The organism is Oceanobacillus sp. M65 (genome assembly GCF_052246275.1).
Classification (GTDB): domain Bacteria; phylum Bacillota; class Bacilli; order Bacillales; family Amphibacillaceae; genus Oceanobacillus_B; species Oceanobacillus_B jordanicus.
Map to the genome: position 1 here is coordinate 1,365,235 of NZ_JBQQCJ010000001.1, position 20,395 is coordinate 1,385,629.

The 20,395-nt window shown below is 39.6% G+C and carries 23 protein-coding genes; 22 read left to right on the plus strand and 1 reads right to left on the minus strand.

Features of this window, described 5'->3' with window-relative positions; genetic code table 11:
• Window positions 1-43: 43 nt before the first annotated feature.
• Window positions 44-685 (minus strand): YigZ family protein, encoded by a 642-nt coding sequence (locus tag ACTWPF_RS06425; protein ID WP_443148721.1) that lies wholly within the window; start codon window positions 683-685, stop codon window positions 44-46.
• A gap of 171 nt (window positions 686-856) precedes the next feature.
• Between ACTWPF_RS06425 and ACTWPF_RS06430 the strand changes: the two genes are divergently transcribed.
• The 22 genes from ACTWPF_RS06430 to cccB all read left to right on the plus strand — a co-directional run bounded on the left by ACTWPF_RS06430 (window position 857) and on the right by cccB (window position 20,204).
• On the plus strand, window positions 857-1,996 hold the full coding sequence (locus ACTWPF_RS06430; protein WP_036575135.1) for a sensor histidine kinase: 1,140 nt from the start codon (window positions 857-859) through the stop codon (window positions 1,994-1,996).
• 102 nt (window positions 1,997-2,098) lie between these two features.
• Window positions 2,099-2,794, plus strand: coding sequence for a response regulator (locus ACTWPF_RS06435; RefSeq protein WP_106897374.1), 696 nt, complete (start codon window positions 2,099-2,101; stop codon window positions 2,792-2,794).
• Window positions 2,795-3,083: 289 nt separating this feature from the next.
• Complete coding sequence (locus ACTWPF_RS06440; RefSeq protein WP_443148722.1) at window positions 3,084-3,926, plus strand: DegV family protein; 843 nt, start codon at window positions 3,084-3,086, stop codon at window positions 3,924-3,926.
• Between the two features lie 546 nt (window positions 3,927-4,472).
• Window positions 4,473-5,618, plus strand: coding sequence for a DEAD/DEAH box helicase (locus ACTWPF_RS06445; protein WP_443148866.1), 1,146 nt, complete (start codon window positions 4,473-4,475; stop codon window positions 5,616-5,618).
• Entirely contained in the window at window positions 5,618-6,292 is a 675-nt protein-coding gene (locus ACTWPF_RS06450; RefSeq protein WP_443148723.1) for a ComF family protein, read from the plus strand. The genes ACTWPF_RS06445 and ACTWPF_RS06450 overlap by 1 nt, the downstream gene beginning before the upstream one ends.
• A 45-nt stretch (window positions 6,293-6,337) precedes the next feature.
• On the plus strand, window positions 6,338-6,751 hold the full coding sequence (locus ACTWPF_RS06455) for a TIGR03826 family flagellar region protein (protein ID WP_058950937.1): 414 nt from the start codon (window positions 6,338-6,340) through the stop codon (window positions 6,749-6,751).
• A 262-nt stretch (window positions 6,752-7,013) separates the two neighbouring features.
• Complete coding sequence (gene flgM / locus ACTWPF_RS06460; protein WP_036575125.1) at window positions 7,014-7,274, plus strand: flagellar biosynthesis anti-sigma factor FlgM; 261 nt, start codon at window positions 7,014-7,016, stop codon at window positions 7,272-7,274.
• A gap of 31 nt (window positions 7,275-7,305) precedes the next feature.
• The gene (locus tag ACTWPF_RS06465) at window positions 7,306-7,794 is read left to right on the plus strand and encodes a flagellar protein FlgN (protein ID WP_106897370.1); all 489 of its coding nucleotides are present in this window, start codon (window positions 7,306-7,308) and stop codon (window positions 7,792-7,794) included.
• 22 nt (window positions 7,795-7,816) lie between these two features.
• Entirely contained in the window at window positions 7,817-9,355 is a 1,539-nt protein-coding gene (gene flgK, locus ACTWPF_RS06470; RefSeq protein WP_443148724.1) for a flagellar hook-associated protein FlgK, read from the plus strand.
• A 9-nt stretch (window positions 9,356-9,364) separates the two neighbouring features.
• Window positions 9,365-10,237, plus strand: a complete 873-nt coding sequence (flgL, locus tag ACTWPF_RS06475) for a flagellar hook-associated protein FlgL (RefSeq protein ID WP_443148725.1) — start codon at window positions 9,365-9,367, stop codon at window positions 10,235-10,237.
• Window positions 10,238-10,339: 102 nt separating this feature from the next.
• A complete protein-coding gene (locus ACTWPF_RS06480) occupies window positions 10,340-10,912 on the plus strand; it encodes a DUF6470 family protein (RefSeq protein ID WP_443148726.1) in 573 nt (190 codons plus the stop codon).
• Between the two features lie 74 nt (window positions 10,913-10,986).
• Window positions 10,987-11,436 (plus strand): flagellar assembly protein FliW, encoded by a 450-nt coding sequence (gene fliW / locus ACTWPF_RS06485; RefSeq protein WP_443148727.1) that lies wholly within the window; start codon window positions 10,987-10,989, stop codon window positions 11,434-11,436.
• A gap of 2 nt (window positions 11,437-11,438) precedes the next feature.
• Complete coding sequence (csrA, locus tag ACTWPF_RS06490) at window positions 11,439-11,663, plus strand: carbon storage regulator CsrA (protein ID WP_106897365.1); 225 nt, start codon at window positions 11,439-11,441, stop codon at window positions 11,661-11,663.
• A gap of 84 nt (window positions 11,664-11,747) precedes the next feature.
• Window positions 11,748-12,089, plus strand: coding sequence for a flagellar protein FlaG (flaG, locus tag ACTWPF_RS06495; RefSeq protein ID WP_443148728.1), 342 nt, complete (start codon window positions 11,748-11,750; stop codon window positions 12,087-12,089).
• Between the two features lie 27 nt (window positions 12,090-12,116).
• The gene (locus tag ACTWPF_RS06500) at window positions 12,117-13,601 is read left to right on the plus strand and encodes a flagellar hook-associated protein 2 (protein WP_443148729.1); all 1,485 of its coding nucleotides are present in this window, start codon (window positions 12,117-12,119) and stop codon (window positions 13,599-13,601) included.
• 28 nt (window positions 13,602-13,629) lie between these two features.
• Window positions 13,630-14,028 (plus strand): flagellar export chaperone FliS, encoded by a 399-nt coding sequence (fliS, locus tag ACTWPF_RS06505; protein WP_443148730.1) that lies wholly within the window; start codon window positions 13,630-13,632, stop codon window positions 14,026-14,028.
• Complete coding sequence (locus ACTWPF_RS06510; RefSeq protein ID WP_106897361.1) at window positions 14,028-14,381, plus strand: flagellar protein FliT; 354 nt, start codon at window positions 14,028-14,030, stop codon at window positions 14,379-14,381. Before fliS ends, ACTWPF_RS06510 begins: the two co-directional genes overlap by 1 nt.
• A 290-nt stretch (window positions 14,382-14,671) precedes the next feature.
• Window positions 14,672-15,229, plus strand: coding sequence for a ribosome hibernation-promoting factor, HPF/YfiA family (gene hpf / locus ACTWPF_RS06515; protein WP_106897360.1), 558 nt, complete (start codon window positions 14,672-14,674; stop codon window positions 15,227-15,229).
• A gap of 282 nt (window positions 15,230-15,511) precedes the next feature.
• Window positions 15,512-15,667, plus strand: a complete 156-nt coding sequence (locus ACTWPF_RS06520; RefSeq protein WP_155988275.1) for a hypothetical protein — start codon at window positions 15,512-15,514, stop codon at window positions 15,665-15,667.
• Window positions 15,668-15,934: 267 nt separating this feature from the next.
• Window positions 15,935-18,451 carry a preprotein translocase subunit SecA gene (gene secA, locus ACTWPF_RS06525; protein ID WP_443148731.1) on the plus strand — a complete coding sequence of 839 codons (2,517 nt, stop codon included), beginning with the start codon at window positions 15,935-15,937 and terminating at the stop codon, window positions 18,449-18,451.
• 64 nt (window positions 18,452-18,515) lie between these two features.
• Window positions 18,516-19,617, plus strand: a protein-coding gene (prfB, locus tag ACTWPF_RS06530; protein ID WP_106897358.1) for a peptide chain release factor 2 whose coding sequence is annotated in 2 segments (ribosomal slippage) — window positions 18,516-18,587 and window positions 18,589-19,617 — 1,101 coding nt in all. Because the reading frame shifts where the segments join, the coding sequence is not laid out codon by codon here.
• A 215-nt stretch (window positions 19,618-19,832) separates the two neighbouring features.
• Complete coding sequence (gene cccB / locus ACTWPF_RS06535) at window positions 19,833-20,204, plus strand: cytochrome c551 (RefSeq protein WP_036575094.1); 372 nt, start codon at window positions 19,833-19,835, stop codon at window positions 20,202-20,204.
• Window positions 20,205-20,395 lie beyond the last annotated feature (191 nt).

Here is a 20,395-nt window from a genome sequence, read left to right on the forward strand (position 1 = left end):
AGGAAGAAACAAGCTGTTTCTAAGCAGGCGCTCTGAGCTTTTCTTATTTTGGTTCAACATCTATCTCAACATATTTCTGATCGGTTTGTAATAGTGTGGCCTGATCACTTGTCAGGTCAATAATCCAGTCCTGGAAGCTATCTTCTTCACCTGTTTTTACATAGACGATAAACTCTACTTTCTCCAGATAGTTGATTGTTTCAAGGATATAGTCGGATTGCCGCAACACATTTTCCAGCTTGCCAAGCAATGTATACGCAACCGTAATAGAAATTCCCTGCATTAATTGTCTTTTTACAATACCGCTACCTTGAAGTGCTTCTGTTGTGGCATTACCGTAAGCGCGGATTAGCCCGCCAGCTCCAAGTTTAATGCCGCCAAAGTATCGTGTGACAACGATAACCGTATCCTTTAGATTTTTCTTTTTGAGAACTTCAAGCATTGGGACTCCAGCTGTACCACTAGGCTCGCCATCATCATTAGCTTTTTGGATCTGGTCATGTTCGCCGATCATATAAGCGGAGCAGTTATGTGTTGCAGCATTATGTTTCTTTTTAATCTCCTGGATGAACTGTTGGGCCTCCTCTTCTGTTTCTACTCTAGCCACATGGCCAATAAACCGTGACTTTTGTATGATTATTTCTTCAATAGCAGTTTGTTTTACTGTGAAATAAGTTGCTAACATGTTGCATTTAGCCTCCTTAACAGACATGATATAATTATAGAGTGTGCTAGAATGCATCCTCATGCACATAGGTAGGAAGTCGGGTCTGAAAAAATGTAAGATACATGATAAAAGGCCCTATAAAAATTCAAAATATATACGTATAATTATAACATAGGTTGGTGGGAGACGATGGCACAAAAGATTAGCGAAACAGCACTCGATTATATTATTAATGAAATGATTGAGGTAGTCGAAAACAGCAAGGACGAGATTTTTAATATTAGTGAAGAAGCACGTAGTGAACATGAACACCTCGTCCGAGAGTTAAAAGACACAAAGCATAAAGTCGCCCAACATATTGAGGATGGAGACCAACTGGAACAAAAGGTGCGGTTTTCCAGACAAAGACTTGCAGAGGTAAGTAGGTATTTTGATAAGTACTCAGAAAATGAGATTCGGGAAGTATATGAAAATACCCATGCCATGCAAACAAAGCTAGCAATGCTCAGGCAAGAAGAGAGTGCTCTAAGAGAGAAACGCGATGATTTAGAGCGACGTTTAATATCCTTAAGCCAAACGATAGACAGGGCGGAGGGGTTAGCAGGGAAAATATCGGTTATCCTTAACTATTTACACGATGACTTTAGACAGGTTAATGAAATGATTGAGGAAGCCAAGGAAAAGCAGGAATTCGGTCTGAAAATCATTGAAGCACAGGAAGACGAGCGGAGAAAGATTTCCAGAGAGATTCATGATGGGCCTGCTCAGATGCTCGCCAATATATTGCTACGCTCCGAATTGGTAGATCGTATTTTTCGTCAAAACAATGTGGATCAAGCACTGGATGAAATTAAAGATATTCGAAAAATGATCAGGTCTTCTCTTTATGAAGTCCGCCGGATTATTTACGATTTACGACCAATGGCTTTAGATGATCTTGGTCTTATCCCTACCATCAGAAAATATGTTGCGACAATCGCGGATTATAATAATATGAAAATAGAATTTGCTTCCATTGGGGAAGAAAAACGCTTGAACACGAAATACGAGGTTGCTTTCTTTCGTCTTGTTCAAGAAGCTTTACAAAATGCAGTGAAGCACTCAGAGGCGACAAGAATTCAGGTTAAACTAGAGATATGCACACAAAATTTAACGATGTTGATAAAAGACAATGGGAAAGGCTTTGATACTTCGATGAAGCGGGACAAGTCTTTCGGTTTAATTGGAATGCGTGAAAGAGTAGAGATGCTAGAAGGCAAGCTCGAAATTAATTCCAATATTGGCAAAGGAACTTCAATTCTAATAAAAGTTCCTTATACGCTTAGCTAAGGTTATACTAGTAGATAAGAGATTTTAAATAAAATACACTATCAATCTATCATCGTATTGTAATAGGGTAAAAATAGAAAAAGAACCTGGAGGAGCAAAGATATGAATACGACGGAAAAACAAATAAAAATTGTACTTATTGATGATCACAAATTATTTCGTGAAGGGGTTAAGCGAATTCTCGACTTCGAACCATCCTTTGATGTGGTTGCAGAAGGAGACGACGGATCTGTTGCTTCCAAACTGGTTAAAGAAAACGAGCCAGATGTAGTCTTGATGGATATAAATATGCCGAACATGAATGGTGTACAAGCTACAGCAGATCTTGTGCGCTACTTTCCAAATACCAGTGTAATCATTCTATCCATTCATGATGATGAAAGCTATGTGACACATGCTTTAAAAACAGGAGCACAAGGATATTTGTTAAAAGAAATGGACTCCGATGCGTTAATTGAAGCAATTAAAGTGGTAACAGAAGGTGGCTCTTATTTACACCCTAAAGTTACCCATAACCTTGTCTTGGAATACCGGAGACTTGCGAAAGAAAATAATTCTAATATTACAGAAAATGGCATCGAATACCGCAAACCACTGCATTTACTAACAAAGAGAGAATGTCAGGTACTACAACTCCTTGCAGATGGAAAGAGTAATCGTGCAGTAGCTGAGACGTTATATATTAGTGAAAAAACAGTGAAAAACCATGTTAGTAACATATTGCAAAAAATGAATGTAAATGATCGTACGCAAGCTGTTGTCTCTGCAATTCGCAAAGGATGGGTAGAGGTTCTCTAGTAGATTTTTTGGTTCCCTATGTATAATTTGTTCCTACCACAACGTACTATCTTTATAGCTAATTGACTATAGCGTGCACCCTGGATAACGAAACCGGGGTGTTTTTTTATGTGTAGTTTCGGGTGGGGGCGTATGCACAGAATACAGGTCTAAGAAATGCTTTTTATTTAATAAACAAACTGATGCATTTTCTTATCGATTCATGTAAAATAATAATGTCTTAGGCATTATTCTAATAAAATTATAAATACTAAACGTAATATGCTAGAGCAAAAAGGAGAAGGTAGTTATGAAGGTTGCTGTTATGACAGACAGTACGGCATATATTCCTCGCGATATCCGCAAGCAGCATAACATACATATGGTACCACTTACTGTTGTTTTTGACGATGGATCGTTCAGAGAAGAAATGGATATTTCCACGGAAACATTTTACCAAAAAGTAAAAACAACGAAATCACTACCAAAAACATCCCAGCCATCTATTGGATATGTAACAGAGAAGTTGGAAGAGTTAGCGAAGGATTATGATGCTGTGATTTCCGTCCACCTTTCTAGTGGTATCAGTGGTACCTACCAGACAGTTGCCAGTGCTGGACGAATGGTAGAGGGCATCAAGGTACATGCTTTTGATTCAGAATTAAGCTGTATGCCACAGGGCTTTTATGCACTGGAAGCAGCAGAGATGGCGGAACAAGGGAAAACACCAGAAGAAATCATGGAACGGCTTCAAGAAATGAAACAATCTATGCGAGCTTATTTTATGGTAGATGATCTTACAAATTTACAGCGGGGTGGACGGCTGAATGAAGCACAAGCAATTGTTGGAAGCTTGTTGCAAGTAAAGCCAGTACTTCATTTTGTTGATAAAGTTATTGTTCCATTTGAAAAAATTCGCACCCGTAAAAAAGCCATTGCTAGAATTATGGGAATGGTTGAAGAAGATGCCGCACAAGGTAATGAACTGCGCATTGTCTTTATCCATGGGAATAACGAAGAAGCTGCATTAGAATTACAAGAAGAATTCCGGGAAAGGTACCCACAGATGGATACTTCGATCAGTTATTTTGGTCCGGTAATTGGAACGCATCTAGGGCAAGGCTCTATTGGCGTTGGCTGGTATAAAAAGTAACTTCAATTAATCAAGTAAAGCATAAAAGAAAAGCTCCAATTAGCGCTAAGGTAACTTCGCTTCTGGTGAGCACGGTCTCAGCCTCGGGCCAACAGAGCGTTGGTCACGTAGGCGTTGCCGCAATATGTAGTGTTTTTAACCAATATTTCTTCTCCTAACTTCCGGGATCTTCGTATTAGAGTTCTCCCCACTGAACAAGTAAGACTTCCTCAGCTATTGATGACAAGCAGAACAGTCACCGTTCATTAATCATATCTCTATAGAAAGGAAATGGTTTTTATGGTCGTTCCACTCAACAGACAGGAGCTTATGGATCTTGCAAAGAACGTCACTGGAAAATTATTGCTTCGTCAGGAAATCCCTCTCTCTGCATTCCACTTCACACAAGCTGTAGAACAAAAATTTATCCGAGCTGTCCCCTCATTTACCAAGAAACATTTCACCCTGCAATGTAATCGTTGTGGAAATAACGAAAAGCGTCTTATGGCACAATATCCCTGTAGTATTTGTGATAAGTCGCATAGTTATTGTCGAAAGTGTATCGCGATGGGGAGGGTGAGTGAGTGTACTATGCTTTATGAATGGTCTGGCCCTGTATCGGAATGGAAAATACACGCTGCCCCCTGTACATGGAAGGGAACCTTGACGGAGGCACAACAAAAAGCTGCCGATCGTATTGCCAGCACTGTTGTAAATAAAGAAAAAGAACTACTATCATGGGCAGTTTGCGGTGCAGGCAAAACAGAGATGTTATTTCCTGCCATCTCCATAGCATTAAAACAGGGAAAGCGTATCTGTTTGGCTACACCGAGAGCAGATGTCGTCCGTGAGCTCCAACCACGTATCCAACAGGCATTTTCCAACGTCACAGTCCAAGCACTTTATGGTGGGAGCAAGGACAAAGTAGGTACAGCACAGCTTTTTCTTGCCACTACGCATCAATTACTACGATTTAAGCAGGCCTTTGATGTCATGATTATTGATGAAATTGATGCCTTTCCTTTTCATGCCGATCCTTCCCTTTCGTTTGCTGCAGAGCGAGCAATTAAACTAGACAGTACCACGATCTACCTAACAGCTACACCAAGAAAACAGCAACTGAAACGAATTCGCAACAACCTCCTTCCCCATATTTTTGTCCCTCGTCGCTTTCATGGTTATCCACTTCCAGTACCGCAGATGAAGCAAGTTTCACAGCTTAAAAGTCAGTTGAAAAAGAAAGAACTCCCTCCGAGCTTTTTGAAATGGCTTCTTATTCGAAAGCATCCGCAACGACAAATTCTTGTGTTTGTTCCCACCGTCTCCTTAGCCGACCACTTATCAGTGCCTCTAACGGACCTTTTAATTAGCTATGACATTATCACGTCAAAACAGCAGGCAAGCACTGTGCATGCTTCTGATGGAGATAGGGAGGAGAAAATTCAATCCTTTCGTGACCGGGATTTATTTATGCTGTTAACTACAACCATATTAGAACGTGGGGTAACCTTTCCGTCTGTGGATGTGATTATTTTGGATGCAGGTCATCATGTATTTGACCAAGCCGCGATTGTGCAGATTGCCGGAAGGGCTGGGAGAAGTCCAAATGACCCATTTGGTGACGTACTATTATTTCACGATGGCAAAACAGATGCCATGGTAGAAGCAGTCGAGTCGATTCGAAAAATGAACAAGCGAGGAGGTTTTGCCTAATGCATTGTTTATGGTGTGATGAGGAAATTATCCCTTCCGTAAACTGGGGCAATCTTCTGTTGCCATCCAGGTCCGCCTCTCTTTGTGAGAAATGCGAGAGTGAATTAGAGCAGATAGAAGGGGATAGATGCAGAAAATGCAGTAGGAAAACAGCAGAGGCCGTTTGCCGAGATTGCCAGTGGTGGGAATCGCAAAAGCGCAATGTTTTAGCTGGTAATTACTCTGTGTATACCTATAATGCCTTTATGCGAGAAATAATTGCAAAGTGGAAATACCGTGGTGACTATATTCTAAGAAATGTTTTTGCGGAAGTTTTTACAGAAGGATATTATCAAGCATTTGGGAAGAAAAAAGATGCCATTATCATCCCTATTCCTCTAAGCGAAAACCGACTAAAGGAAAGGGGGTTTAATCAAGCTGAAGCACTAGCTGCATTTCTTCCTAACCAATCCAAAAGCCTACTAGCCAGAATAGATAGTGAAAAACAATCGAAAAAATCTAGAAAGCAAAGAATCACGAGAAAGAACCCATTTACCTTAAAAGAAACACTTAACAAACCAGCTATTTTGGTCGATGATATATATACAACAGGTACAACCATCAGACATGCAGCAGAGCTTTTAAAGCAAAATGGTTGTCCAGAGGTTTATTCTTATACCTTAATTCGAGGGTAGGCTCTGTCGCACTGTTATAATTATAGAATCGAAGGAGAACGTATAATGGCTGAATTAGCAAACTGCTCCCGCTGTGATGCGGTATTTGTTAAAGGACTGCGGGATATATGCCAGAGCTGCTATAAAGAAGAGGAAGCAGCATTTGAAACGGTTTATAGTTTTCTACGGGTAAGAAAAAATAGAGAAGCAACCCTTCAGGAGGTTGTGGAGGCAACTGGGGTAGATCAGATGCTCATCCTAAAATTTGTGAAACAAAAAAGGTTAAGAACATCGCAGTTTCCTCAACTTTCCTATCCTTGTGCAAAATGTGGAGAACCGATTGTCCAAGGAGAAATGTGTGACAAATGTACGAAAGAGTTAAAGGATGATTTGGAGCGGTTTGAGAAAAATAAATCACTTGAACAAAAAAGTGAACAAAACGAACCGGGTAGAACGTACTATTTATTTGATAAATCTTAATTAATACTTTAGAAATCCTAAATAATACCGATATAATGAACAAGAGAATGTTACCATTGGTATTTATAATAGTGCGTGTTCAAAAAGGAGGATATAGAGGACCAAGAAGTTCGAGGCGGTGTAGCTTTGAGTACCGGAACGTATGTAATTATACGTGAGGAATGGAAAAGCAAGCCAACGAAGAAATTCGATGTGTCATTTGTACCGGACTTTTTGAACAACCTATAAAAGAAGAATATTCAAGTAAAGAGGTGTGAAGGCCATGAAGATTAACGGACCTAATCAAACGAACTTTAATCCATATAAGAGTCATCTACAAAAACACACGGAGATAAAAAAAGAAACCAAGCAGGATCAATTGGAAATCTCTAATCAAGCAAAACAGCTACAAGAGAGTGAAAAGACAAATCCAGCACGTGCAGAGTATATCCAAAATATAAAAAAAGCAGTGGATGCTGGAGAATATAAAGTCGACCCAGAAAAGACCGCACAAAAAATGATCGATTTCTGGTCAGGTAAATAGAGTTTTCGGATAACAGGGAGGACAACACCCCATGTCAATTCAAAAAGTGCAAGAAGCATTAAATAGTCTAGTAAAGCTTCATGAAGCTCTACTAGAAATCTCCCGAGAAAAAACCGAGGTTATAAAGGAAGGGAAAGTAGAGAAGCTGCAGTCCATTCTTGTAAAAGAGAGAAAGCGGATTCGAGAATTAGAACAGACCGAGACTGCCCGTATCCAAACAGTAGAAGCCTTTGTTAAGGAGCACCCATCCGTTAGTGATCCATCCATTACTTCCTTATTGGAGCATTTGGATAAAGAGGAAGAAAAGACGGAACTTGAAGCCAGTGCCATTTCGCTAACAGAAGCTATCACAAAATTAAAACAACAGGAGCAGCTTAACGAGGCATTAATTAACCAGTCTATGCAATTTGTGCAGCTCTCCCTTGATTTAATGAATCCCTCTCTTAAAAACTTGAATTATGGGGAAGGGAAGGCAGCTTCTTCTGCTGGCAAACGATCGGTATTTGATTCAAAAGCTTAATAAAGAATAAAGGAGCAAGATGATGAGCACATTTCACGGATTAGAAATGGCCAAGCAAGCGCTGTTTACCCAGCAATCAGCGCTCTATACAACAGGTCATAATATTTCAAATGCAAATACAGAAGGTTACTCTAGACAACGAGTTAATTTCGAAACGATGAACCCCTTTCCTGCTGGATCAAGGAATCGCCCTGAAATTCCTGGTCAACTAGGGACTGGTGTGCAAGCTGGATCTGTAGAAAGAGTAAGAGATAGCTTTCTAGACTACCAATACCGTTCTGAGAACAGCAAAACGGGTTATTGGGAATCGCTTTCCAATTCATATGTCAGAATGGAAGGCATTATGAACGAACCATCAGATAGTGGCTTATCTAAGACAATGGATAGCTTCTGGCAATCATTGCAGGATTTAGCAACAACACCTGAAAATTCTGGAGCGAGATCTGTTGTAGCAGAGCGGGGCCGAGCTGTTGCTGAGACATTTAACTATTTATCTGAATCATTAAGCTCCATTCGAACAGACCTGAAAACTCAAATCGATGTATCTGTAAGTGATGCCAACTCGTTGCTAAGACAAATCGATGGTGTAAACGCACAGATAAGTGCATTAGAACCACATGGCTACCTGCCCAATGATCTTTATGATGAGCGAGACAGATTAGTAGACAAACTTTCTGGCATGATGAACATCAAGGTTAGCTATGACAAGAGTTCTGAAAGCTCCCCTGATATAGCGGCAGGACTTGCAAGTATTGAAGTTGTCGATAACAAAGGAAAAGCACTTAACCCACCTGTCAAACTTGTTGATGGTACCAATGCAGGCAATTCTGGAGCAGTAAATGAAATCAGTGTGGATTACGCAGATGATAATACAGCTGCGGTAACTGGTCTTACTGCTGGCGGCAACTCCATTATGTCATCAAATGGTTCGATCAAAGGATTAATTGATGCATACGGTTATGAGGCAGAAGGCGGAGACGGTGTTACTGGAACCTATACCGATATGTTGGCAGACCTTGATAAAATGGCGAAGACTTTTGCGGAAGCGTTTAATGCAGTACATCGTTCAGGTAAGGATCTTGACGGTAATGAAGGCTTAGATTTCTTTGAATTTAAAGATGGCCTAGGTGGTACTGCAGAGGGCTTAACAGTTAACCAAGATATCCTGGATGAACCTGATCTTATTGCAGCTGCCCCAGGAGACGAAACAGGTAATACAGGAAATGGTGGCAATGCTTCGAAACTAGCAGAGGTATTTAATGATACTTCATTAACTGACGACCCACTCGGGAAAAATACTTCCGTTAATACATTTTACCAATCTTTAATTGGCGAGATGGGGGTACAATCTCAAGAAGCTAGTAGAATGACAGCAAACGCTAATGTTCTTCGCTCTCAAGTAGAAGATCAACGTATGTCAGTAAGCTCTGTTTCACTTGATGAGGAAATGTCTAATATGATTAAATTCCAGCATGCTTATAGTGCTGCTGCAAGAAGTATGACGACAATTGATGAAATGCTTGATCGTGTCATCAATAATATGGGATTAGTAGGAAGGTAGGGGAAATAAATGCGTATAACACAAGGAATGTTATCCAATAACATGCTTCGTAACCTAACATCTAGCTATTCAAAATTAGATACATTGATGGACCAAGTTAGTACAGGTAAAAAGATAAACCGCCCTTCCGATGATCCGGTTATTGCGATGAAAGGAATGGGCTATCGTACAGAACTCAAACAGATTGAACAATATAAACGTAATACGAGTGAAGTTCATAACTGGATGGATAATACGGATTCCGCACTCGATAAAGCAACGCAAACGATGCAGAAGTTACGTGAACTTGCTGTACAGGCAAGCAATGATACATACGATGCTTCCGAGCGTGAAAACATCATGAAAGAAGTAAAACAGTTGAAAGAGCATATGATGGATATTGCGAATACCAGTGTGAATGGGAAGTATATTTTTAATGGGACAGATACAGAGACACCGCCCGTTAATGAGGGTGGCGAATTTGATCCTTCCAGTACAAGCCCAGTTTTAATTGATGTGGCTGGTGGCACAAAGCTACAAGCGAACGTAAATCCTGAAGATGTTTTTGGAAATGATCTATTTGCAAACATTGATTCTTTTATTGAAGACCTTGAGAATAACGACCAGGAAGCGATCGAAGGCAATATATCGAGTCTGCAAGGTGGGATTGATAACATTATTAATGCTCGTGCGGACCTCGGAGCACGTATGAATCGACTAGAGCTAGTTGAAAATCGATTGAGTGAACAAGAGATTGTTGCCACTCAAACAATGGCCGAAAATGAAGATGTGGATTATGAAAAAGCCATTACGGAGTTGATTACCCAGGAGAGCTTACATCGAGCAGCATTGTCTGCTGGCTCTAAAATTATTCAACCATCCTTAATTGATTTTCTTCGGTAGTTCTCATAAACCCTGACCCAGAAAAGGGCGCAGGGTTTATTTCATTTTAAATAATAAAATGTCAAACAGTGATTATTCTAGATGATAAGGTGGTGGAATAAAGTGAAGTTACCACAAATCAGGATGCAGTCCCAAATGGCACAAATTCAAATACAGCAAACACCGGCTAGACAGGAGATCAGGCAACCGAAAGCGGACCTAACGATTCAACAGCCGGCGGCAGAGATGACGATGAAGACAACGCCCTCTAAATTAAAGATAGATCAAACAAAAGCATGGGAGGATATGAACCTCATGCATATTTTTAAACGAAATGATCGTTTTGCACAGGAAGGCCTTGCAGCGGTGAAAGAGGGAATGGCACGTCGTGCTAGGCAAGGAACAGCGCTGATGAAGATTGAAAACGGCGGGAACCCGATAACAACGCAAGCAAAGACTAATTCTGAAAATCCAATGAAATCGCTCGAACTGACGTTTATCCCATCAACCTTTAGTGTGAAAACAAGCTATCAACCATCTCAATTAGATATTTCGGTGAAAACCAATGCACCTATAATCGAAGCCAAGTCAAACAAACCGGAAATAAGCTATATTCCAGGTAAGGTTCAAACAGGGATGAAACAGCAGCCATCATTAGAGATTGATTTTGTTAATTTACACGGTGGGGATGAATAAAGGGCGGCGTTGAAATAGTTCACTATATTACATGTGAATACGATATTTTTCTATTAGACGAAAGGAAGTTTTTTTTGAGAATTCAAACGAAGTATTTAGGCGAAGTAGAAGTAGAGGAACAGCAACTGATTCATTTTGCAACAGGTATTCCTGGCTTTATAGATGAAAAACGTTTTGTATTATTAGAATTAGCGGATAACCCTGCTTTTCAAATTCTACAATCTGTCGAGACAAAGGATGTGGCTTTTGTTATAACAAGCCCGCATACCGTTTACCCGGCTTATACGATTAAATTGGATGACGCCATTATGGAGAGTCTGCAGATAGAGACTGAAAAGGATGTTCTATTATTTTCTATTGTCACGTTAAAGAGCCCATTTCAAAAAAGCACATTAAACTTAAAATCCCCGCTAGTCATTAATCCGAGAAGTAAACGAGGCAAGCAATATATTGTAGCGATAGATGAATATTCTACAACAGCTCCGATTGTTCCAGAGACACCAATGGAAGCGGAAGGGGAATAATTATGCTTGTACTTAGACGAAAAAAGAATGAGTCCATTCAAATAGGTGAAGAGATTGAAATCAAAATTCTCGGCATTGAAGGAGATCAGGTGAAGATAGGGATTGAAGCGCCAGGATCTGTAGACATTTATCGCAAAGAGCTCTACATAGATACAAAACAGCAAAATAATGAGGCACTTAATATTTCAGAAGACTTATTACAGCTTCTGAAAAATACGGAGAAGTAGTAGAAGTTTTCTTATTCTGCTTCATATTAATTACTAATTAGCCGATATAAAAATTGAATAATATAGTTGAGGAGTTGCATGGACATGCGCTTAGAAAATGTGATAAATAACTCACAACCTCTTCTATCAAGTGAAAACACCAAAGCTACAGCTCCAGAGATAGATAGAATCAGTGAAAACAGAAAAGCCATAAAGGAATTTGACAAGACAGATATAGAGAATGCTACTAACGCATTAAATGATTTGATGAAACCGTTACATACAAATTTGAAGTTTGAACTGCATGATAAATTAGAGAAATATTACGTTACGGTGGTAGATTCTGAAACAAAAGAAGTAATTAAAGAGATCCCTCCAAAGAAGTTTTTAGACATGTATGCCCAAATGGCAGAATTTATGGGGATTTTAATTGATAAAAAAGTATAAAGCCTTAAAGGTAAAGGAGGAAAACCCATGCGTATTGGTGGACTTGCATCAGGAATGGACATTGACCAGCTCGTAAATAAGCTAATGACAGCAGAGCGAATGCCGCTTGATAAAATGCAACAAGACAAAACACTACTGGAATGGAAGCGTGATAGCTTCCGTGAAATTAATACAAAACTATCTGAGCTAGATAATTTAATGCTAGATATGAAATTGAGTAAAACATACAACCCGAAAACAATCTCCTCCTCTATGGAAGGTGCAGTAACTGCAACTGGAACACCAAGTACTTCTAATGGCACTTTTGAAATGAAGGTAAGCCAACTTGCTTCAAATGCGATCAATGTGAGTCAAAATGAATTAGGTATTGATCCAACCAAAACATTGGAAGAGCAGGGAAAGCTACCTGGTGAAAAAATAGTGTTCCAAACCTATAATGAGAATGGAGAAGCGGTCAACCATGAAGTAGAAGTTAAAGCAGATGATACGCTTAATAGTCTTCTCAAAAGGGTTACCGACCAAGACAATAATGTCCGTGCATTTTATGATTCGGGAACAGATAAAGTTATCATGGAAACGACACGGACCGGTGATTACAATCCAAATGGAAATGAAATTACTTTTGCAGCAGGGTCTTTCTTTGATTCAGTTTTACAAATGGATCAAGCAAATGAAAAAGGCGGCCAGAACGCAAAATTCGAATACAACAACAGCGGCCTTGAAATGGAATCCAAAACAAACAGTTACAAGATGAATGGCATTACCTTTAATTTCACTGATACAACAGGAAATGAATCTGCCAAGATGACAGTAACCAATGATGTGGATGCATCCGTGGAAAAAATCATGAAGTTCGTTGATAAATACAACGAAGTGGTTGAAATGATAAACGATGTTCAAAAAGAGGAAAGACACCGCGATTATCCACCACTTACAGAAGAACAGAAAGAAGAAATGTCCGAGGATGAAATAGAACGTTGGGAAGAACGAGCGAAAAGCGGCATTCTCCGAGGGGAAACTTCCTTAACGTCAGGGCTTTTTGATATGCGTCAAAGCTGGTATTCCTCAGTTGAAACAAGTGGTGAATATAATTCCCTAACGCAAATTGGCATCACCACCTCCTCTAACTATCTGGATGGTGGAAAGTTAATTGTAGATGAAGATGACCTCAGAGCTGCTTTGGAAGAAAATCCTGCAGACGTACAAAAGCTTTTTGCTAATAGTAGTGAGGGATCTGATCGGGGTATAATTAATCGATTAGAAGATTCACTAGATCGGACAATGAATACAATAGGGGAAAGGGCTGGAACAGCTACTAGTACTACACTAGAAAGTTATACCCTTGGTAAACGGATGAAGGATTTAAATACACGGATATCTGCTTTTGAAGACAGGTTAACCCAAGTTGAGACGCGATACTGGAATCAATTTACCGCGATGGAAAAGGCTATTTCCCGAATGAATAACCAGTCTGCTCAACTAATGTCACAATTTGGCGGGGGCATGATGTAAGTGGAATACCAACAGAGGAGTGAGTGTATTGTCGACTAAGCAGTACCAGGCTTACAAGAACAACGCAGTGAATACAGCATCTGGCGGAGAATTAACGCTCATGCTTTATAATGGATGTATTAAATTCATTAAGCATGCGAGCAGGAATATTGAGAACAATGACTTCGAACAAAAAAATACCAATATCCAAAAAGCACAAAACATTATACAAGAACTGATGATCACATTAGATCAAAAGGTCGAAATTTCTCAGCAAATTCTTCCTTTATATGAATACATGCATTTTCAGCTTAAAGAAGCGAATATAAAAAACGACCCAGCAATCTTGCAAGAGGTCCTTGACCTAACCGTAGATTTCCGAGATACATGGAAACAGGTTCTACAAAAAAGCCGACAGACTACTTATACTCAGGGCGCACAAGTGTAATGAATCGTCTAAAGCCAGTATACGATGTCACCATAAGACTTGAAAAAGTATTGAGTCAGGAGACGACAGCAAAAAACAGAGAAAAAATTATAGAGCAAGTTAACCAGTTAGTGGAACTACGGGGCGAGCAGATGGAGAACATTGTTGCTCCTTTCTCCAGTGAAGAAAAACAACTGGGACAAATCGTGGTAGAAAAGAATCGGACAATCGAGGGGAAAATGGAGAACCTTTTCCGTGACCTTAAATTGGAAATGAAGCAAGTTAAGAAACAAAAGAAATCTAATCGAACATATACCAACCCCTATGAAAAAGTTAGGGCTCGAGATGGAAGGTTTATGGACAGCAGAAACTAATCGTAAACCTCAACCAACAAATATAAAAAACACGAAGCGAAAAGTTGCTTCGTGTTTTTTATATACTCTGGCTGGATATTCAAGTCGTTTGTAAGATTATATTTACAAATTAGCTATCTTATCTAAAAAGTTTGTAAATTATGTGAAGCCCGTGTGAAGCGTTGTAGCAGGCTTTCATACAGAAAATTCACATAAAAGCACGTTAACCTTAAAATCTAGCTAGGTTTATGCAGGAATTTTCGTGGGAAACATAGTATAATATAGGTAGAAGATGAAAGGAGGACACTTTAATGAAATTTAACATTCGTGGTGAAAATCTAGAGGTGACTGGCTCGATAAGAGAATATGTAGAGAAGAAGATCAGTAAACTAGAGAGGTATTTTGATTCAACGCCAATATCGGATGTACATGTCAATTTAAGTGTCTATAATGATGAGCAGCGAATAGAGGTCACGATTCCAATGACAAACCTACTATTACGCGGGGAAGTTCAACACATCGACCTGTATGCTGCCATTGACTTGGTTGTCGATAAGCTAGAAAGACAAATTCGTAAGTATAAAACTAAAGTAAATCGCAAAACAAGACAACATGGTGCAGCAAAGCACGTCTTCGCAGACTTGGAAAAAGAAGCCGCGAGTGTAGCGGTTGAAGAAGAAACTTCAGATATTGAAATTGTAAGAACAAAACGATTTAACCTTAAGCCGATGGATTCTGAAGAAGCAGTATTACAAATGGACATGCTCGGACACGCATTCTATGTATTCACAAATGACGTTTCGGGTGAAACCAATGTCGTGTATCGAAGAAAAGATGGACGCTATGGCTTGATTGAACCGAATGCTTAAAAATATAAATTAAAAACGAAGGCGACCCCTGATAAGTGAATGGGGTCGCCTTTTTTACATTCCATCAACTTTAATGTCGAAAAATGTAGATCGATTTACCAAAATTAAATTTTAGATGTGGGTTTTATTCAAAAAGAGCCTAGTTTGTTCAGAATACATGTCGAATAACAGCATTCCTAGCTTAATTTTTGTCGAATGGATAGCCGAAACAGGAAAATGGGCATTAGCCAAAAAGTCCTATTACGTGATATAAATGAGCCAATGGAACCAAGGAGGTGTGATATGAGTGAAAAAGAAAGAAGATTATTAGTGACATTGTCAAAAAAAGTACAGCAGCAAGAAGAGACGATCACGCAGCTGGTAGAAATTATTGCAGCAACTAATCGAAGAGTAACAGACATATCTGCCAGGCAAGATTCGTTAACTGGAACATCCTAAATCTCCACGCAAGATAAGTTGCCTTCCAACAACGTAACCTCACCATCCCTCAAAGCAAAGAGCAGTTCATCCCCGGGCTGCTCTTTTCAATTTTAATTATGCCTCTTATAACATGGCTAACTCGCAACTTAACGAATCACATTTTTCGAGAACCATGCGTTTATCAGTCGGGCAAGCAGTTGTCATCTTTCTTTATATAGTGTTATTATTAATTGTGGACTATATACTATTTTTCAAATGAAATGTTGAAATTGAGGAGCGTTTGCTATGGCTGGATTAATTAAGAAGATTTTTGGTGATGGTAACCAAAAACAAATTAATCGATTACAAAAAAAAGTAGATCAAATAGAGGCTTTGGAGCCTGAAATAGAAAAGTTGACTGATGACGGTCTAAAATTAAAAACAGAAGAATTTAAACAGCGTTTTGAACAAGGGGAAACACTTGATGATTTATTGGTTGAAGCTTATGCAGTAGTACGAGAAGGTGCAAAACGTGTTCTTGGTATGCGTCCTTTCCAGACGCAGCTAATGGGCGCGATGACCCTGCATGAGGGAAATATTTCAGAAATGAAAACAGGGGAAGGGAAAACCCTTGCTTCTACCATGCCTGCATATCTCAATGCAATCTCTGGTAAAGGCGTTCATATTATTACGGTCAATGAATACTTAGCAGACCGTGATGCGAAAGAAATGGGCGAACTATACTCATTTCTAGGATTGACAGTCGGCCTTAATGGTAATGGGCTTACGAAAGAGCAAAAGCGTGAAGCGTATTATAGCGATATAACGTATGGAACAAACAATGAGTTTGGTTTCGATTATTTGCGTGATAACATGGTCCTTTACAAAGAACAAATGGTTCAGCGCCCATTGAATTTCGCCATTATTGATGAAGTGGACTCGATTTTAATTGATGAAGCAAGAACACCACTTATCATTTCAGGTTCTTCGAAAAAGTCAGCCTCCCTTTATCAGCGGGCAGATGGCTTTGTTAATAACCTATCTAAAGAAACCGATTATACCTATGATGAAAAAACCAAAGGTGTACAACTTACAGAGGACGGTATTACAAAAGCTGAAAAGTATTTCAACATTGAGAATTTATATGACCTTGACAATGTATCCTTAACCCATCATATAAACCAAGCACTAAAGGCGCATGTATCGATGCACCGAGATGCAGATTATGTGGTACAAGAAGACGAAGTGGTGATTGTCGATCAGTTTACCGGACGCCTTATGAAAGGACGCCGTTATAGTGATGGCCTACACCAAGCAATTGAAGCTAAAGAAGGGCTTCAAATTCAGAATGAGAGCATGACGCTCGCTTCGATTACGTTCCAAAACTTCTTCCGGATGTACAATAAGTTGTCTGGTATGACAGGAACAGCTAAAACCGAGGAAGAAGAATTCAGAAACATCTACAATATGGATGTTATTGCGATCCCAACCAATAGAGAAATAGTGCGAGATGATCGTGCTGATCTGATTTATAAGTCGATGGAAGGTAAATTCCAGGCTGTAGTAGAGTCAATTAAAGAAAAACATGAGACAGGTCAGCCTGTCCTTGTTGGTACGGTTGCTGTAGAGACATCTGAATTAATCTCCCAAATGCTGAAAAGGGCTGGAGTTCGCCATAATGTGTTAAACGCGAAGAACCACTTTAGAGAGGCAGAAATCATTGAAAATGCTGGTCAAAAGGGATCTGTAACAATCGCCACCAACATGGCTGGCCGTGGTACAGATATTAAACTGGGTGACGGTGTTAAAGAGGTAGGTGGACTAGCTGTAGTTGGTACGGAGCGTCATGAATCAAGACGTATTGATAACCAGCTTCGTGGACGTTCAGGTCGTCAAGGTGATCCAGGTATGTCACAATTTTATCTTTCCATGGAAGATGAATTAATGCGTCGCTTCGGCTCTGATAACTTAAAAACCATGATGGAGCGCCTCGGTATGGATGATAGCCAGCCGATCGAAAGTAAGATGGTATCCCGCGCAGTTGAATCAGCGCAGAAGCGGGTTGAAGGAAATAACTTTGACGCACGGAAAACAGTCCTATCTTATGATGATGTGTTACGTGAGCAACGCGAAATCATTTATAAACAACGTTTTGATGTGATTGAGTCAGACGGCAAAGAATTACGTGACATCATTGAAAAAATGATTGTTTCTACACTGGATCGCGTCGTTGCGACACATACACAGGACGATGATGAAGATAAGTGGGATTTGAAATCCATCGTTGAATTTGTGGAAGGTAACCTTCTTCCACCAGAAGATATCACAGAAAATGACTTAAGTGGAAAAGAACCAGAAGAGATAAATGCATTAATTATGGATAAAGTCCGTAGCCGCTATGATGAAAAAGAAGAAGAATTAACAGAAGAGCAAATGCGAGAGTTTGAAAAAGTAATTCTTCTGCGTACCGTTGATACGAAATGGACCGATCACATTGACCAAATGGATCAGCTTCGTCAAGGAATTCACTTACGGGCATACGGACAAAACGATCCACTTCGCGAGTATCAGCTTGAAGGGTTCGCCATGTTTGAGGTCATGATTGAGAACATTGAAGAAGAAGTTGCAAAATATATTATGAAAGCACAGATTAGAGATAACTTACAACGCCAAGAAGTTGTTAAGAATACGCAAGCTGTCTCCGGAAACCAAGAGGAGAAAAAGAAAAGCCGTAAACCGTTTATAAAAAAACAGGATGTAGGAAGAAATGATCCTTGTCCATGTGGAAGCGGGAAAAAATATAAAAATTGCCACGGAAGTTAAAACGGAAAACACTCTCTTAGTATAGGGAGTGTTTTCCTACATATTACTAACAGAGGTGAAGAGCATGGAATTAGCTGAAATAAGAAATGAATTAGATAAATTAAATACCCGAATAGAGAACTTTAGGGGGTCTCTTTGACCTAGATAATAAAAAGGCACGTATCCAAGAACTTGAGCTAGAAATGGCTGATCCAGGATTTTGGGATGATCAGGAAGCTGCTCAAAAAGTAATAAACGAAGTAAATGGATTGAAAAGTTATTCGGAAAACTTTGAAGCATTAGAAGAGAGAATTGAGAATCTGGAAGTATCGTATGAGCTCGTAAAAGAGGAAAACGATCAAGAACTTTTTCAGGAGTTATCAGGAGAGATGAAAGAAATTATCTCTGATGTAAATGAGTTTGAATTGTTAATGCTTTTAAGTGAGCCATATGACGCAAACAATGCTATATTAGAGTTGCATCCAGGTGCAGGGGGAACCGAATCGCAGGATTGGGCAAGCATGCTGTTGCGAATGTACCAACGCTGGGCCGAAGCAAAAGATTTCAAAGTGGAAATGCTCGATTATCTTGCTGGGGAAGAAGCTGGTGTCAAAAGTGTTACCCTTCTAATTAAAGGCCATAATGCCTACGGTTATTTGAAGGCAGAAAAAGGGGTTCACCGACTTGTTAGAATATCACCGTTTGATTCTTCTGGTCGACGACATACCTCTTTTGCTTCCTGTGATATTATGCCAGAAATGTCAGATGACGTGGATATCGATATTAGAACAGAAGATCTTAAGGTGGACACGTACAGAGCAAGTGGTGCAGGTGGCCAGCATGTTAATACCACAGACTCGGCTGTTCGTATTACACATATACCTACAAATGTTATCGTCACCTGTCAAAATGAGCGGTCGCAAATTAAAAATAGAGAAGCTGCAATGAAGATGTTAAAGTCTAAATTGTATCAACTGGAAATTGAAAAGCAGCAACAAGAACTAGCTGAAATTCGTGGAGAACAGAAGGAAATTGGTTGGGGAAGTCAGATTCGTTCTTATGTGTTCCACCCATACTCTATGGTAAAGGATCATCGTACAAATACCGAAATGGGGAATACGCAGGCGGTTATGGATGGCGAAATCGATCCATTTATTGATGCATACCTACGTTCCCAGATGGGTTAGGAGGAGTTTGCTTGCCTTAGCCTAGTGTAAACTTGAACTAAGCTTTTGTCATAAATTTGTTACAAATTGAAATAGCCTTATCATAGTTGGTTCTCTAACCATATTTTTCTATGAGGATTGGTGGATGGATCTGTAATAAGCGGTTTTAAAAACAGCAAATAGGATATAATAACCCTTGAAACGTAAAATTAAGTTTATAAGGGGGTAACTATGCTATGAAAAAATGGTTATTTACCGTACTATTTGGATCTGCCCTTGTATTAGGAGCCTGTGGTGGTGGAGATGATTCTTCAGAAGAACCAGCAGACGATGGGGCAACAGAAGAGGGTGCCAATCAAGGTGAAGAAAGTGAAGGCGGCACAGTTGATACTGCAGCTGCAGAAGAAGCTTTCCAGAGCAACTGTTCTAGCTGTCACGGTGCCGATTTATCTGGTGGAGTAGGTCCTGCTTTAACCAATGTAGGATCAAAGCATTCGGCAGATGAAATTGCAGATATTATTAAAAATGGACAAGGTTCAATGCCTGCTGGACAAGCAAGCGGAGACGATGTTGAGCTTCTGGCAAATTGGTTAGCTGAAAAGAAATAAAGGATAAAGGTCTAAATGCTTACTAAGCGTTAGGCCTTTTTTTATGTTCAGAAAAATATATGTAACAAACGTCAAAAAAGCAATGTTTTGATCGAATATTACTTGTAATAGAGCGGGAAAAATACATGTTCCTACAACTACTGACAAATAATACCATGCGTGTAACATTGAAATACAAATGTAATAATTTT

What these genes read in the sequence shown, in the direction of transcription:
- ACTWPF_RS06430 (WP_036575135.1), top strand. Translation starts at nt 857, where the DNA reads ATGGCACAAAAGATTAGCGAAACAGCACTCGATTATATTATTAATGAA.
- ACTWPF_RS06455 (WP_058950937.1), top strand. Translation starts at nt 6,338, where the DNA reads ATGGCTGAATTAGCAAACTGCTCCCGCTGTGATGCGGTATTTGTTAAA.
- ACTWPF_RS06450 (WP_443148723.1), top strand. Translation starts at nt 5,618, where the DNA reads ATGCATTGTTTATGGTGTGATGAGGAAATTATCCCTTCCGTAAACTGG.
- ACTWPF_RS06500 (WP_443148729.1), top strand. Translation starts at nt 12,117, where the DNA reads ATGCGTATTGGTGGACTTGCATCAGGAATGGACATTGACCAGCTCGTA.
- ACTWPF_RS06520 (WP_155988275.1), top strand. Translation starts at nt 15,512, where the DNA reads ATGAGTGAAAAAGAAAGAAGATTATTAGTGACATTGTCAAAAAAAGTA.
- secA (WP_443148731.1), top strand. Translation starts at nt 15,935, where the DNA reads ATGGCTGGATTAATTAAGAAGATTTTTGGTGATGGTAACCAAAAACAA.
- ACTWPF_RS06435 (WP_106897374.1), top strand. Translation starts at nt 2,099, where the DNA reads ATGAATACGACGGAAAAACAAATAAAAATTGTACTTATTGATGATCAC.
- ACTWPF_RS06510 (WP_106897361.1), top strand. Translation starts at nt 14,028, where the DNA reads ATGAATCGTCTAAAGCCAGTATACGATGTCACCATAAGACTTGAAAAA.
- ACTWPF_RS06440 (WP_443148722.1), top strand. Translation starts at nt 3,084, where the DNA reads ATGAAGGTTGCTGTTATGACAGACAGTACGGCATATATTCCTCGCGAT.
- flgK (WP_443148724.1), top strand. Translation starts at nt 7,817, where the DNA reads ATGAGCACATTTCACGGATTAGAAATGGCCAAGCAAGCGCTGTTTACC.
- flgL (WP_443148725.1), top strand. Translation starts at nt 9,365, where the DNA reads ATGCGTATAACACAAGGAATGTTATCCAATAACATGCTTCGTAACCTA.
- flaG (WP_443148728.1), top strand. Translation starts at nt 11,748, where the DNA reads ATGCGCTTAGAAAATGTGATAAATAACTCACAACCTCTTCTATCAAGT.
- ACTWPF_RS06425 (WP_443148721.1), bottom strand. Translation starts at nt 685, where the DNA reads ATGTTAGCAACTTATTTCACAGTAAAACAAACTGCTATTGAAGAAATA.
- ACTWPF_RS06465 (WP_106897370.1), top strand. Translation starts at nt 7,306, where the DNA reads ATGTCAATTCAAAAAGTGCAAGAAGCATTAAATAGTCTAGTAAAGCTT.
- csrA (WP_106897365.1), top strand. Translation starts at nt 11,439, where the DNA reads ATGCTTGTACTTAGACGAAAAAAGAATGAGTCCATTCAAATAGGTGAA.
- flgM (WP_036575125.1), top strand. Translation starts at nt 7,014, where the DNA reads ATGAAGATTAACGGACCTAATCAAACGAACTTTAATCCATATAAGAGT.
- cccB (WP_036575094.1), top strand. Translation starts at nt 19,833, where the DNA reads ATGAAAAAATGGTTATTTACCGTACTATTTGGATCTGCCCTTGTATTA.
- ACTWPF_RS06445 (WP_443148866.1), top strand. Translation starts at nt 4,473, where the DNA reads ATGGGGAGGGTGAGTGAGTGTACTATGCTTTATGAATGGTCTGGCCCT.
- hpf (WP_106897360.1), top strand. Translation starts at nt 14,672, where the DNA reads ATGAAATTTAACATTCGTGGTGAAAATCTAGAGGTGACTGGCTCGATA.